General features: G+C 66.0%; 14 protein-coding genes. 13 read left to right on the forward strand and 1 reads right to left on the reverse strand.

What is annotated here, in order from left to right:
* The first annotated feature begins 52 nt into the window (after positions 1-52).
* The 7 genes from hemN (at position 53) to AC1DNE_RS12940 (ending at position 5,586) form a co-directional block, all read left to right on the forward strand.
* Entirely contained in the window at positions 53-1,396 is a 1,344-nt protein-coding gene (gene hemN, locus AC1DNE_RS12910; RefSeq protein ID WP_441470291.1) for an oxygen-independent coproporphyrinogen III oxidase, read from the forward strand.
* A 156-nt stretch (positions 1,397-1,552) separates the two neighbouring features.
* A complete protein-coding gene (locus AC1DNE_RS12915) occupies positions 1,553-1,882 on the forward strand; it encodes an ArsR/SmtB family transcription factor (protein WP_441470290.1) in 330 nt (109 codons plus the stop codon).
* On the forward strand, positions 1,879-2,337 hold the full coding sequence (locus AC1DNE_RS12920) for an SRPBCC family protein (protein ID WP_441470289.1): 459 nt from the start codon (positions 1,879-1,881) through the stop codon (positions 2,335-2,337). Before AC1DNE_RS12915 ends, AC1DNE_RS12920 begins: the two co-directional genes overlap by 4 nt.
* Before the next feature lie 85 nt (positions 2,338-2,422).
* The gene (locus AC1DNE_RS12925) at positions 2,423-2,839 is read left to right on the forward strand and encodes a GFA family protein (RefSeq protein WP_476766026.1); all 417 of its coding nucleotides are present in this window, start codon (positions 2,423-2,425) and stop codon (positions 2,837-2,839) included.
* Positions 2,840-3,130: 291 nt separating this feature from the next.
* The gene (locus tag AC1DNE_RS12930) at positions 3,131-4,705 is read left to right on the forward strand and encodes a hypothetical protein (protein WP_441470287.1); all 1,575 of its coding nucleotides are present in this window, start codon (positions 3,131-3,133) and stop codon (positions 4,703-4,705) included.
* A gap of 63 nt (positions 4,706-4,768) precedes the next feature.
* On the forward strand, positions 4,769-5,023 hold the full coding sequence (locus AC1DNE_RS12935; RefSeq protein ID WP_441470286.1) for a nitrilase-related carbon-nitrogen hydrolase: 255 nt from the start codon (positions 4,769-4,771) through the stop codon (positions 5,021-5,023).
* Between the two features lie 17 nt (positions 5,024-5,040).
* Positions 5,041-5,586, forward strand: coding sequence for a carboxymuconolactone decarboxylase family protein (locus AC1DNE_RS12940; protein ID WP_441470285.1), 546 nt, complete (start codon positions 5,041-5,043; stop codon positions 5,584-5,586).
* A 46-nt stretch (positions 5,587-5,632) separates the two neighbouring features.
* On the opposite strand, the gene AC1DNE_RS12945 is transcribed toward AC1DNE_RS12940, so the two are convergent.
* Positions 5,633-6,892 (reverse strand): ROK family transcriptional regulator, encoded by a 1,260-nt coding sequence (locus AC1DNE_RS12945; protein ID WP_441470284.1) that lies wholly within the window; start codon positions 6,890-6,892, stop codon positions 5,633-5,635.
* Positions 6,893-7,055: 163 nt separating this feature from the next.
* On the opposite strand from AC1DNE_RS12945, the gene AC1DNE_RS12950 reads away from it, so the two are divergent.
* The 6 genes from AC1DNE_RS12950 to AC1DNE_RS12975 are packed head-to-tail and all read left to right on the forward strand — an operon-like array spanning position 7,056 to position 13,677.
* Positions 7,056-8,315 carry an extracellular solute-binding protein gene (locus AC1DNE_RS12950; protein WP_476766028.1) on the forward strand — a complete coding sequence of 420 codons (1,260 nt, stop codon included), beginning with the start codon at positions 7,056-7,058 and terminating at the stop codon, positions 8,313-8,315.
* Positions 8,316-8,353: 38 nt separating this feature from the next.
* Positions 8,354-9,289: a carbohydrate ABC transporter permease gene (locus tag AC1DNE_RS12955; protein ID WP_441470282.1), complete on the forward strand. Its 936-nt coding sequence runs from the start codon at positions 8,354-8,356 to the stop codon at positions 9,287-9,289.
* The gene (locus AC1DNE_RS12960) at positions 9,289-10,131 is read left to right on the forward strand and encodes a carbohydrate ABC transporter permease (RefSeq protein ID WP_476766029.1); all 843 of its coding nucleotides are present in this window, start codon (positions 9,289-9,291) and stop codon (positions 10,129-10,131) included. Before AC1DNE_RS12955 ends, AC1DNE_RS12960 begins: the two co-directional genes overlap by 1 nt.
* A 5-nt stretch (positions 10,132-10,136) precedes the next feature.
* Positions 10,137-11,654, forward strand: coding sequence for an argininosuccinate lyase (argH, locus tag AC1DNE_RS12965; protein ID WP_441470280.1), 1,518 nt, complete (start codon positions 10,137-10,139; stop codon positions 11,652-11,654).
* On the forward strand, positions 11,654-12,721 hold the full coding sequence (locus tag AC1DNE_RS12970; protein ID WP_441470279.1) for an ABC transporter ATP-binding protein: 1,068 nt from the start codon (positions 11,654-11,656) through the stop codon (positions 12,719-12,721). Before argH ends, AC1DNE_RS12970 begins: the two co-directional genes overlap by 1 nt.
* Entirely contained in the window at positions 12,721-13,677 is a 957-nt protein-coding gene (locus tag AC1DNE_RS12975; protein WP_476841084.1) for a carbohydrate kinase family protein, read from the forward strand. The genes AC1DNE_RS12970 and AC1DNE_RS12975 overlap by 1 nt, the downstream gene beginning before the upstream one ends.
* Positions 13,678-13,696 lie beyond the last annotated feature (19 nt).

A 13,696-nucleotide genomic window follows, 5' to 3' on the forward strand; every position in this document is an offset into this window, starting at 1 on the left:
TCGCGCTGACGACTAAACAAGGGCTCGGTTTAAAATTGATCGGAGCCGCGCCATGCAGGCCACGCCATATCGAGACGAGCGGCTTCCGCGCTACACCAGCTACCCGACAGCCCCTCACTTTCATGCGGAAGTGGACGGGCCATCCTATGCGAAGTGGCTGAAGGCGCTCGCGGCGGGGACGACGACGTCGCTCTATCTGCACGTCCCGTTTTGCCGTTCGATGTGCTGGTATTGCGGTTGCCACACCACGGTGGCGCTGCGCAACGGCCCGATCATCGACTATCTCGCAGCGCTGCGCGGCGAAATCGCGCTGGTCGCCGAGCATCTCTGCGCATCTGTTGACGTGCGTCACGTCCATTTCGGCGGCGGCACGCCGACGATCCTCGAGCCGGCGGATTTCGTCGCGCTTGTCGGGTTGCTGCGCCAGCATTTCGCTGTCCATCCCGACGCCGAGATTGCGGTCGAGATCGATCCACGCCGCCTCGAACCTGCGATGGCGGCCGCGCTGGCGGCGGCCGGCGTCAATCGGGCGAGCCTTGGGGTGCAGAGCTTCGATCCCGCCGTGCAGAAGGCCATCAACCGCATCCAGAGCGTCGAGCAGACCGCCGCCGTGGTCTCAGGCTTGCGCGAGGAGGGAATCCGCGCCGTCAGCTTCGACCTGATCTACGGCCTGCCGAAGCAGACGCTGCAATCCTGCCTCGACACGGTCGAGCAATGCCTGGCGATGCGGCCCGATCGGTTTTCGATCTTCGGCTATGCCCATGTGCCCGAATTCAAGAAGCACCAGCGCCGGATCGCAACTGAAGACCTCCCCGACGGGCAAGCGCGGCACGAGCAGGCGGAGGCGATGGCGCGCAGCCTCACTGCCGCGGGCTATGTCCGCATCGGGCTGGATCATTTCGCCCGGCCGGATGACGCGATGGCCCGGGCGCTGCCGGAAGGCCGGCTCCATCGCAACTTTCAGGGCTACACCACAGATCCCTGTGAGGCGCTGATCGGCTTCGGGGCGTCGGCGATCGGGCGCCTGCCGCAGGGCTATGTCCAGAACGAGGTGGTTATCGGCCGCTATGCGGAGCGCATCGCCGACAGCTTGCTGCCCACCGCCAGGGGCTACGGCCTGAGCGCCGAGGACCGCCTGCGGGCCGAGCTGATCGAGCGTGTGATGTGCGATCTCGCGGTCGATATCGATGCCGTCTGCGCACGGCATCCGGTCGATCCGCAGGTTCTCGCACCCGCGTTACGCGCCCTCGACCAACTGGCGTCGGAGGGGGTGGTCGACTTCGATGGCAGCCGCGTGCTCCTCCCGGAGAATGCGCGCCTGCTCGTGCGCAAGGTGGCATCGGTCTTCGATGCCCATGTCGAGCAATCGCCGCGCCGCTACAGCCGGGCTGTCTAGAGCATTCTCGAGCGAAGTGGACACCGGTTCACGAGAAGAAAATGCGATAAAACAGCGCCGTAAGGCATGTCGGCGCTTCGGAGAAACGCGGACATGCCTTACGGCGCTTCAGATAATAGTCTTGACTAATCAATTAGCGAAAGCTATTTGATTTTCATGATCGCAACCGTCGCCATCGACGCCGTCATGCAGGCGCTTGCCGTTCCGACCCGGCGGGCGGTGTTCGAGCGGATCATCCAGTCCGGCGAGATCACCGTTGTCGAGCTGACGCGGGGAAGCGGCGTGACGCAGGGAGCAGTCTCCCAGCATCTGAAGTCGTTGAAGCAGGCTGGCCTGGTCGCCGAGCGCCCCGAGGGGCGCAAGGTCTACTACCGCGCCCGGCCCGAAGGCCTCGAGCCGCTGGCCGACTGGATGAGTCACTACGGCGCCTTCTGGCGCGACCGGTTCGGCGACCTCCGTGCCCTTCTCAAGGAGATCGATCCATGAACGACACCGCATCCGACACCAGGGATATCGTGGTCGAGGAGGTCTTCCCGTACGCGCCGGAGACTCTCTGGAAGACGTTGACCACCGGCGAACTGATCGGCCGCTGGCTGATGGCGCCGACGGGGTTCGAGCCGGTGAAGGGCAGGCGATTCACCTTCCAGACCAAACCCGCCGGCGCCTGGGACGGCACCATTCATTGCCAGGTATTGGAGGTGATCCCGAACGAGAGCCTCGTCTATAGCTGGAAGGGCGGGCACGAGGCGAATGCCGGCTACGGCTCGCTGCTGGACACGGTCGTCAGCTGGACGCTCTTCAGGACAGCGAACGGAACACGCTTGCGCCTCGTCCATGCCGGTTTCGTCGTGCCGAGGAACCAGTCCGCTTTCGAGACAATGGGCAACGGTTGGAAGAAGGTCGTCCCGAGCATCGGCAGCATCGCCGGCGAGCAGGACTGACCGGGCACGAGGCCGTGCCCCGGAGCGGGCTCCGATCGCTGCTATCTGCGCGCGATCCATCGACGCTTCATGACAGGAGAGAGCGATGATTGACGCTTACACCGGCGGCTGCGCCTGCGGCGCGGTCCGCTACGAGATTTCTTGCGAGCCGATCTTCATGAACGACTGCCAGTGCCGCGACTGCCAGCACACGAGCGGCACCGGGCATGGATCCTACCTGACCTTCCCGTTGCGCGCGCAGGTGAAGCTTGCGGGGGAGGTGACGCATTGGGACGTGGTCGCCGACAGCGGCAATGTGAAGACGCGCGGCTTCTGCCCCGCCTGCGGATCGCCGGTATATCTGACATTCGCGGCCATGCCCGATCTGTTCACCGTGCACGCCGCGAGCCTCGACGATCCCAGCCGGTACGCTCCGCAGGTGGTGACCTACGCGGCGCGCGGTCATGCCTGGGATCACGTCGATCCGGCCTTGCCGAAATTCGAGACGATGCCGCCGGTGTGAGGGGCGGCCGGATCACACTTGGCCGACCTCGCTCGGTGCCGGAAGCGGACTTTTGATGGCCCCTGCGACCGGAGATTTGGCGCCGTGCACATGGGCCGCGGGTGCCCCGATCCGGAATAGCCAGCTAATGGATGCGCGCCTCGGGGCCACGGCGTGGACCACATCGCAGCAAGTATGGCCCCCCAGGCTGGCATCGACCCAAAGGAACTAGCCCGTTTGCGGTCGTTGTGGACTGGGGCGTATCAGCCTAATATCGCGGCGGGCGCTGGGGTAACTCAGTGGGAGCATGTCATGTCTCACCGCGTCCCGTTTACCCCGGGTGATCTGACCGATCATCAATTGGGCACCGATGACATTCTTGCCGGCAATCCGACCAACAATGTTCTGATCGGCGACGCTGGCGGCAGTCTGCTCGATCATTCCGGGGGCGGCAACGACATCTTCACCGAGAGCGGCGCCGCCACCTACACTTTTTACGGTGATGCGCTCGGCGACATTTCTGATTCTGCGCGGGGCGGCGACGATACCTTCACAGCCACTTTTGCGGGCGCATTCCAATCCTTCACCACTGTCTACGGCGATGCGGGTGGTGAGATGTCGGACCACGGCAAGGGCGGCAACGACACCTTCACGGGAGCCGCAGAGTCGAGCAATTATTTCTTCGGCGACGCAGGCGGCAACATGTCCGGCCATGCTCAAGGCGGCAACGACACTTTCACGGGCGGCGCGGGGGCAATCAATAACTTCTTTGGAGACGCGGGCGGCGATATGTCGGACCACAGTCGGGGCGGCAACGACGCTTTCACCGGGGGCAGCGACGCGATCAACGCTTTCAACGGGGACGCGGGCGGCAATATGGTCGGGCACGCTCAGGGCGGCGACGACATCTTTACGGGCGGGCAGAACTCCACCAACTTTTTCCAGGGTGATGCGCTCGGGAACATGTCCGACCATGCCAAGGGCGGCAATGACACCTTCAGCCCCGGCAGCAACTCCTCCAATAGTTTCTCTGGCGACGCGGGCGGCGGCATGTCCGGCCATGCTCAGGGCGGGGACGACACTTACATCGGCGCCATCCTCTCCTCGAATAACTTCTTCGGCGATGCGAGCGGCAACATGTCGGACTTCGCCAAAGGCGGCAACGACACTTTGATAGCTGGCAGCGACTCTGCCAACGTATTCTACGGCGACGCGGCCGGCGGCATGTCGGGCCACGCCCAGGGCGGCGACGACGTGGCGGTGCTGCCAGGCAGCGTGACGCTGTCAGGCCTATTCAACGATATCGCGTATGGCGACACCCAGACGATGTCTGGCGATGCCAGGGGCGGCAACGATACCCTGACCGGCGGCGACAACGCCGGCGCCGGTGATGTTCACTACCAACTCTACGGCGACGCGGAATTCATGTCGGAAGCTGCGAGAGCTGGCAACGATACGCTTACCGGCGGCAGCAACAGCGGCAGTGGCACGGTGACGAACGTTCTCTTCGGTGACGCAGCAAGCCTGTCGGGCTTCGCCAAGGGCGGCGATGACACCTTGATCGCCGGAACCGCTGCACCGGGATCCACGGTCAGCAACGACATGTGGGGTGACGGACAACTGAGCGACCACGCTCAGGGCGGTGCCGATCGGTTCGTGTTCAAGGACGCTGGTTCAATGACGGTCGGAACCAATAACACCATCGAGGACTTCAGCCAGTGCCAGCACGATAAAATCGAGTTCAGTGGCGTGGCGGGCGTAGAATCGTTCGCCGATCTCGTCATTACGCAAAGTGGCTCCGACGTCATCGTTACCGCAGGGGCGGATCAGGTGACTCTCCACAATTTCGCGGAAACCCTGACAGAGAGTGATTTTCTGTTCTGCTGAAAGCGGAAGCCTGCCGCTGTTTCACACGCTGCTCGGCGCGCTCGGGGGCCTCGGACGAGGCGGTTGATCCATCGCGCCTGCACGCAGTCGACCGAGAACGGCGCCTTCTTTCTGAGCTGCAACCGCGGCGGGCAGCGCTTCTTCGGCGGCTCCTGTGCGCTCGGGCCGGACGGTCGCGCGCTCGGCGCGCTCTACGATGATCGCGAGGACGTGCTGCGGGTCGATATCGACCTCGCCGAGGTCGTGCGCTATCGCAGCTTCACCGGCATCGGGGCCGACCGGATGGCCGTGCTCTACGCCAAATACCTCACGCCCTGAGCCCTGCGAGACATCCGATGACGCGTTCTGCCTGCCCGCCGATCAGCGATGCCGACTGGCCCGAAGCCCTCGCCGGGATGAAGACCGGTTTCGCCGGCGCGCTCAATGTCTACCGGACGATGGCGCATCATCCGGCGCTGCTGCAGGCCTGGGCACCGCTGCGCCAGCACGTCGTCAAGGACAGTGCGCTCGGGCCGGTGCGCTCGGAGGTGGTGATCCTGCGCGCGGCCCATCGCATGGGCTCGCCCTATGAGTGGGCCCATCATGTCAGCCGGGCTCGGGTTCTGGGCATGAGCGACGCGCGTATCGCTGCGCTGCGCGGCATGCCGGAGGGCGAGGACGGGTTGATCGCGCGGGCGGTGGATGCCCTCTTCGACGACCGGCGCCTCTCGGTCGCGCTGGAGTCCGAGCTGGCCGCCGCGCTCGGCCGCGAGGCGGTTTTCGACCTGATCGCGACTGTCGGCTTCTATTCTGTCCTTGGCTACATCCTGATGACCTACGACACGCCGATCGATGCCGGCGTCGCAACGGAGATGGCCGAGCGACCGCTGGCAGGGGCATAGCGGCACCAGCGAGCACGATCTGCCGGATCGCCGCTGCGGCGGGCGCTCAGGATGCGGCAGTGCCGTCGGCGGCCGCGGAGTGGTTCTCGTCGGCCGTTGTCGGATTGCGCACGAGCCGCGGCGCCGTCGCGTCCAGGAGCGGTAGCGCTGCTGCGCCGAGCGCGGCGGTAAATTGGCCCGTGGCGCCGCGCTGGACGCGGGGAACCGAGCGATCGCCACGCCTTGCTACGGAGAGCGGCAACGGCCCCGCCGCTGCGATTAGCGCATCGATGACGCTGTCCGGCAGTGCGCCGCCGAGCACGATGGTCTCCGGATCGAACAGGTTCTCCAGCAAGCCCAGCACGGGGGCGAGCAATGCTCCCGCCTGGGTGATCCAGCCTGTCACGACCGGATGCCCCTCGGCGTGGAGGCGCGCGATTCCGCCGGCATCGATCTGGTCGATGCCGGCGCGACGCAGTGCGTCCCGCAGCGCCGGCGGCGAGACATAGCGTTCGAGGCAGCCCTGGCGCCCGCAGATGCAGGTCTCGCCATGCGGCACCACCGGAATGTGGCCGATCTCGCCGGCGTTGCCGAAGGCACCGCGATAGGGCTCGCCGTCGAACATGAGCCCGAGGCCGAGGCCAAGGCCGAAATAGACCAGGCAGAAGTGCCGCAGATTGCGGCCGATCCCGTAGAGATGCTCTCCGACCGCGGCAGCCGTGGCGTCGTTTTCGATCGTGACCGAGGTGCCGAGCGCGGCGCTCATCAGGGCCGTGACATCATGGCCGGTCCACCCCGGCAGCGCCGTCGAGCCGACGGTGAGCGTGCCCTCGAAATCGAACGGGCCCGGCATCACCACGCCGCAGCCGAGCAGGCGCTCCGGAAGTCCCTGTGCCGCTCGCGCCCGCGCCAGTTCTCCCGCAGCCAGCGCCTGTACCGCTTCCACGGCAAGGTCGGGGAGGGGGGCGACGCGCTGAGCCCTGACTTCCCCGGTCAGGTCGACCAGTACCGTGGTGATGTGGTCCGCCGCGATCTCCATGCCGGCGGTGAGGCCGCCATCGGCGTTGAGGGCGAACTCTACCGGCGGTTGGCCCCGCGCCGTGCGCCGGCGGCCGAGCTCGATCAGATATCCCTCTTCCAGCAACTCGGCGACGATGTTCGAGACGGTCTGGGCGGTCAGCCGGGTCAGGTGGGCGATATCCGAGCGGCCGAGCCGGCCGTGCTGACGGAAGGTCTCGAGCACAACGCGGCGGTTGTGGTGGCGCGCCCTTTCGGGGTTGGCGCCGAGGGCGGCGCTTTGCGCTGCGGGAGGCTTGCGGTGCGGCATCGGAAACCGGGGTTCTTCGTCTCGACAAGCTGCGGCGGTTATTAATTCAATTCAAGTGAATTAATTTGTTGACAGCGATCCTGCGCCGGGAAAAGCATGGCGCCAGACAGCCCCGTCTGCCGGGAGCAGATGAATCGGGCGTCACAACCAGAGGGGAGAGACCATGCGCGGCTTTCGCGGATTGTTCCTGGGCATGTTGATGTCTGTCGGCGCCATCGCCGGCGCCCGCGCCCAGGCGGTCGAGATCGAATATTGGCAGTATGTGTTCGACGCTCGCGTCAAGGCGATGAACGAGCTGATCAAGCGCTTCGAGGCCGCCAATCCGAACATCAAGGTCAAGCACACGACCTTCCCCTATGCCGACTACCAGACCAAGATCGTCGCAGCGGCGCCCGCGGGGCAGGGGCCGGACGTGGTCCAGCTCTTCTATGGCTGGGTCGACAACTTCATTGCCGGCAAGGTCATCCGGCCGCTGCCGCGCGACGCCTTCCCGCGGGAGATGATCGAGAAGGAGTTCTATCCGATCGTCTCGGCGATGAAGCGCGACGGTGAATATTACGGCCTGCCGACGGCGGTGCGCTCGCTGGCGTTGTTCTACAACAAGAAGATCTTCCAGGAGGCGGGGCTCGATCCGGCCAAGCCGCCGAAGACGCTCGACGAGTTCCTCGACGTCGCCAAGAAGGCCACGAAGCGCGACGGCGCGGGCAACATGCTGCAGGCGGGTATCACGCTCGACATGCCCGGCCAGGACTACCATTGGTGGCGCGAGGTGCTGCTGCGCCAGATGGGCGGCGCGCCCTACAGCGCCGACAACCGCAAGGTGACCTATGACAGCGAGGCCGGCGCCAAGTCGCTCGCTTGGTATGCCGATCTCCAGCGCGTCCACAAGGTCGGGCTCGCCGGCTTCATGGATGAGGGCCAGGCCGCCTTCCGCGCTGGCCGTGCGGCGATGACGATCGACGGTTCGTTCCGCCTCGGCGCGTTCGGCGGCATCAAGAACTTCGAGTGGGGCGTCGCCGAGCTGCCGGCCGGACCCGACGGGACGAAGTCGAACTTCGCCAGCTATTGGGTCAATGCCATCACCACGAAGCCGACCGGCGAGAAGCTCGAGGCGTCGAAGAAGTTCTTGGCCTTCGTGACCTCGCCCGAGGCGATGCAGCTCTGGTTGGAGACCGTCGGCGAGCTGCCGGCGCGCAAGGCCGCGGCTGAGACCGAGAAGAACCTCGCCCATCCCGTCTACGGCCCGTTCCTGAAGGCGCTGAACTACTCGCAGGCGACCGTGTTCGTCGACGAGATGCCGCAGCGCCAGGTGATCCTCGACATGGCCAACCGCGTTCTGCTCCAGGACCAGGAGCCCAGGGCGGCGCTTGCCGAGGCCGCCAAGGCCGAGCAGGCGATCCTCGACCGCTTCTACAAGAAGTGATCGCAGCTGTCTGAGCAGGCCATCGGGACAGGACGCATATGACAATCGACACCGATGTCGCCCGCTCCGGCGGGCGCCTTTGGCAGGGCCTCAGCCTGCGACAGAAGCAGGTCGTCTGGGCCTGGGCCTTCCTGGCTGTGCCGATCCTGTTCTACGGGCTGGTTCGCTTCTACCCGACGCTCGAGGCCTTCGTGATCTCGACCACGAAGTGGAACCTGATGACGCCGCCGACCTACGTCGGGCTGGCGAATTTCGAGCGCCTGCTGACCGATCCGGTGTTCTGGAAGGTGTTCGCCAACACCTTCCTCTACCTCGTCATCGGCACGCCGCTGAGCCTGATCCTGTCCTTCGCGATCGCCTATCACCTCGACCGTGTCCGCTTCATGCACGGCTTCATCCGGGCGCTGTATTTCCTGCCTTTCCTCACTACGGCGGCGGCGATGGCCTGGGTTTGGCGCTGGTTCTACCAGCCGGTGCCGATCGGCCTGTTCAACAACCTGCTCGCCGGGCTTGGCATTCCCCAGCAGCCCTTCCTGCGCTCGACGACGCAGGCGCTGCCTGCCGTGCTCGCGCCGGCGATCTGGGCGGGGCTGGGCTTCCAGGTCGTGATCTTCCTCGCCGGCCTGCGCGCGATCCCGACCACCTATTACGAGGCGGCCCGCATCGACGGACTTCCCGACCTCGCCATCCTCCGGCGGATCACCCTGCCTTTGCTCAAGCCGACGATCATCTTCCTCGTCGTCTTCTCCTCGATCGGCTTCCTGCGGATCTTCGATCAGGTCTACAACATGACGAGCCAGACGAGCAGCGACCCCGGCGGGCCGCTGAACGCGACCAAGCCGCTCGTGCTGATGATCTATCAGACTGCCTTCTCCTCCTTCGACATGGGCTATGCTGCGGCCCAGACCGTCGTGCTCTTCCTCGTTCTGCTCTGCGTCTCGCTGCTGCAGCTGCGCCTGCTGAGGGACCGCTGATGAGCGCCATCGCCTCGCCACTCTCCGGCCGTACCGGACCCGGTCGCATCCTCGCCTGGCTGCTGCTCTTCGGCGGCGGCCTGTTGATGGTGACGCCGCTCGCCTTCATGTTCGCGACCTCGCTGAAAGACTCCTCCGAGATCTACGATCTCGCCTTCTTCCCGGCGCATCCGACGCTCGAGAACTACGTCACGGTTCTCTCTGACGGCCGTTTCCTGCGCTGGTTCGCGAACTCCTTCGGCATCGCGGCTGCGGTCACGCTCTCCAACGTCTTCTTCGACAGCCTGGTGGGCTACACGCTGGCGAAGTTCCGGTTCCGCGGCCGCTATCTGGTCTTCATCGCCATCCTCTCGACGCTGATGATCCCGACGGAGATGCTGGTCATCCCCTGGTACGTCATGGCCAAGAACTTCGGCTGGCTCGACAGCTACTGGGGCATCATGTTCCCGGGCATGATGACCGCCTTCGGCACCTTCCTGATGAAGCAGTTCTTCGAGACGGTGCCGAACGATTTCCTCGAGGCGGCGCGCGTCGACGGGCTCAACGAATTCGCGATCTTCTGGCGCATTGCCATGCCGCTGGTGACGCCTGCGCTCTCGGCGCTCGCGATCTTCACCTTCCTGGGCAACTGGACGGCCTTCATCTGGCCGCTGATCGTGACGACGAGCAAGGAGCTCTACACGCTCCCCGTCGGCCTCACGAGCTTCGCCGTCGAGGCGCAGGTGCAGTGGGAACTCATCATGACGGGGGCGGCGCTCGCGACCCTGCCGACGCTCACCGTCTTCCTGGTGCTGCAGCGCTATATCGTCCGCGGCGTCGTGCTCGCCGGGCTGAAGGGATAAGTCCGATGACCGACAACGCCGACCCGCGCTCGCGCGACAAGTCCATCTTTCCCGATCCGGTCTACAAGGAAACGGTGCTGCGCCCGCTCTTCGATGGGGCGAAGACCCATCATGTCGAGGGTTTCCGCGCCATCGACCGCGCCCATCTCGTCATGCTGGCCGAGACCGGCGTTCTCCCCCGTGAGACGGCGTCCGGCATTGCTCACGCACTGGCCGCGATCGAGCGCGAAATCGATCCAGCGGCGCTGAGCTACACCGGCGAGGTCGAGGACTATTTCTTCCTCGTCGAAGCCGAGCTGCGCAAGCGCCTGAAACCGGAGGATGACGGCCGGCTGCACACCGGTCGGTCCCGCAACGACATCGACCACACCTTGTTCAAGCTCGCGCTAAAGCCGCGGCTGGACCAGCTCGCCGCGCGCCTGCGCGCCGTCATTGCCGCTGCGCTGACGCTGGCCGAGCGCGAGAGGGCGACACTGATCGTTGCCTATACCCATGGTCAGCCCGCCCAGCCCTCGACGCTGGGGCATTATCTCTCGGCCGCCATCGAGGTGATGCTGCGCGACCACCTGCGCCTGACGCAGGCGCGCGAGCTCCTCGATCTCTGCCCGATGGGTGCCGCCGCGATCACCACAAGCGGTTTCCCGCTCGACCGTCACCGTGTCGCGCACCTGCTCGGCTTCAAGGCGCCGCTGCAGAACTCCTATGGCTGCATCGCCGCGGTCGACTATGTGACCAGCGTCTTCAGCGCGGTCGAGCTCGTCTTCCTGCATCTCGGCCGGGTGATCCAGGACCTGCAGTTCTGGACGGCCTTCGAGGTCGGACAGATCTATGTTCCCAATGCCTTCGTGCAGATTTCTTCGATCATGCCTCAGAAGCGCAATCCGGTTCCGATCGAGCATCTGCGTCATCTTTCCTCGCAGACGATGAGCCGCGCCCGCATGGCCCGCGACATCGTTCACAACACGCCGTTCACCGACATGAATGACAGCGAGGGCGAGACCCAGGAAGCGGGCTATCAGGCCTTCGAGACGGGGGGCCGTGTGCTCGATCTGCTCGCCGCGCTGCTGCCGAAGCTTTCGGTCGACAGCCGCCGCGTCACCGAGACGATCCGCCGGTCCTGCATCACCATCACCGAGCTTGCCGACACGTTGGTGCGCCGCGAGGGCCTGCCGTTCCGGGTCGCGCACGAGATCGCCTCGGCGGTCGCGCGCTCCGTTGTCGCGCGGGATGGCGACCTGCAGCGCGATGGCTACGACGCCTTCGTCGATGCCTTCCGCCATGCTGCTGGCCGCGAGCCTGCCCTGAGCCGCGAGGATTTCGCGCTCGCCGTCTCGCCGGAGAATTTTGTCGCCCTGCGCGAGCGTTTCGGCGGGCCGGGTCCGAAGGCGCTGGGTGCGGCGCTTGCCGGCTATCGCACCGAGCTTGCCGCAGCCGAGGACGCCGCCGCCGCGACGGCGCAGCGCGAGGAGGCTGCGCGGCAGGAATTGAACGGCGCATTCGCCGCCTTGGCAGGAGCCGTCTGATGGCCGGGATCGCGATCGAGAAGCTGGTCAAGAGCTATGGCCCGACGCAGGTCGTGCATGGCATCGACCTCGACATCCAGGACGGGGAGTTCGTCGTCTTCGTCGGCCCTTCCGGCTGCGGCAAGTCGACGACTTTGCGCATGATCGCCGGGTTGGAGGAGATCGACGGCGGCTCCATCGCGATCGGCGGGCGCATCGTCAATCAGCTGGAGCCCAAGGAACGGAACATCGCCATGGTGTTCCAGAACTACGCGATCTATCCCCATATGAGCGTGGCCGAGAACATCGCCTTCGGCCTCTACACCTCCGGTCTGGACAAGGCGCAGAAGCGCAAGCGCGTCGAAGAGGTCGCCGAAGTGCTCGGCCTGACCGCGCTGCTGGAGCGCCGGCCCTCGGCCCTGTCCGGCGGCCAGCGCCAGCGCGTCGCGATCGGGCGCGCCATGGTGCGCGATCCGGCCGTCTTCCTGTTCGACGAACCGCTCTCCAATCTCGATGCGCAGCTTCGCGGGCAGATGCGGCTCGAGATCAAGCGGCTGCACCAGCGGCTCGGCACCACCATCGTCTTCGTCACCCACGACCAGGTCGAGGCGATGACCCTGGCCGACCGGATCGTGGTGATGCGCGACGGGCGCATCCTGCAGGTCGGTGCGCCGATGGAGCTCTACGAGAAGCCGGCGGATGTCTTCACCGCGCGCTTCATCGGCTCGCCGACGATGAACATCGTGCCTGCGAGAGCAGCCTCCGAAGCCGGTCGGAGTACCCTCCAGCTCGGCGAGGCGCCGGTTGCCTGGTCCGGTCCGCTTCCAGCCGAGCTCCTCGTCGGCGTCCGCCCGCAGGAATTGCGTGTGCTGGAGCCGGGCGAGGGCGCGGACCTCGTGCTCTCCGGGACGGTCGCGGTCGTGGAGCCGCTCGGGCCGGAAACCTTCGTGCATGTCGATACCGAAGGCGGGTTGCTGCTCGCCTCGGCTTCGGCCAAGAGGCCGCCTGCCATCGGCGCTGCTGTCAGGCTTGGCGCTCCGGCATCGGCGCTGCGCCTGTTCGACGCCAAGAGTGAGCGGGCCCTGTGATGGCCGAACGACCGCAGCCCGACGGGCTGGTGCTGAGCATCGGCCGGCTCTATTGCGATCTCGTTTTCCGGGGGCTGGCGGCCATGCCGCGGCTCGGGGAGGAGCGTTTCGCCGACGAGGTCGCCGTCGTTCCCGGTGGCGGCGGCTTCATTACCGCTGCGCATCTGATCGGGCTCGGCCGGCCTGCCGGCCTGCTTGCGCGCCTCGGCGAGGACCCGATCTCGCAGGCGCTGCGGCCTGCACTCGAAGCCAGCGGCGTCGACCTCGCCTTTCTCGAATGCGCCGCCGATGCGGGTCCGCAGCTCACCGTCGCGATGATCCATGATGGCGAGCGCGCCTTTCTCTCGCGCCGTGCCGGTCCGGCGCGCCCGGCGACACTGAACGCCGCGCTCGGTGATACCCGCGCCTGCCATCTCCATATCGCCGAATTCGCGACGCTGGCCGAGATTCCCGATGTGGTAAGCGAGGCCCGCCGTCACGGCCTCACAGTCTCGCTCGATCCGAGCTGGGATGACGCGCTGATCCGCTCGCCTGATCTCCTCGCACGCTGCAGCGGCGTCGATATCTTCCTGCCCAATGCGGCGGAAGCTCGCGTGATCGCCGGTTGCGATGATCTCGACCTCGCGGGGCAGCGGCTCGCCCGGCATTTTGCACTGGTAGCGATCAAGGACGGCGGCGCTGGAGCGCGGCTCTACCACGGCGGCGAGCAGGTCACCCTGCCGGCCGCGCCGTGCCGGGAGGTGCTCGACACGACAGGCGCCGGCGATGCCTTCAATGCCGGCTTCCTGGCGGCCTGGCTTGCCGGAAGCTCTCCGGTTCGCGCACTTGCCGAGGGCGTCGTCTGCGGCACGCTCTCGGTTCAGAGCGTCGGAGGTGCAGGAAGCAAGCTCGACCCGCGGCACGTCGCCCACCTCGCGGACCATCTGCTCGAAACACCGTTGCGCCACCATGGTTGAAGCTCTGCTCACCCGAGAA

It is taken from the genome of Allobosea sp. 05L423, assembly GCF_056397745.1.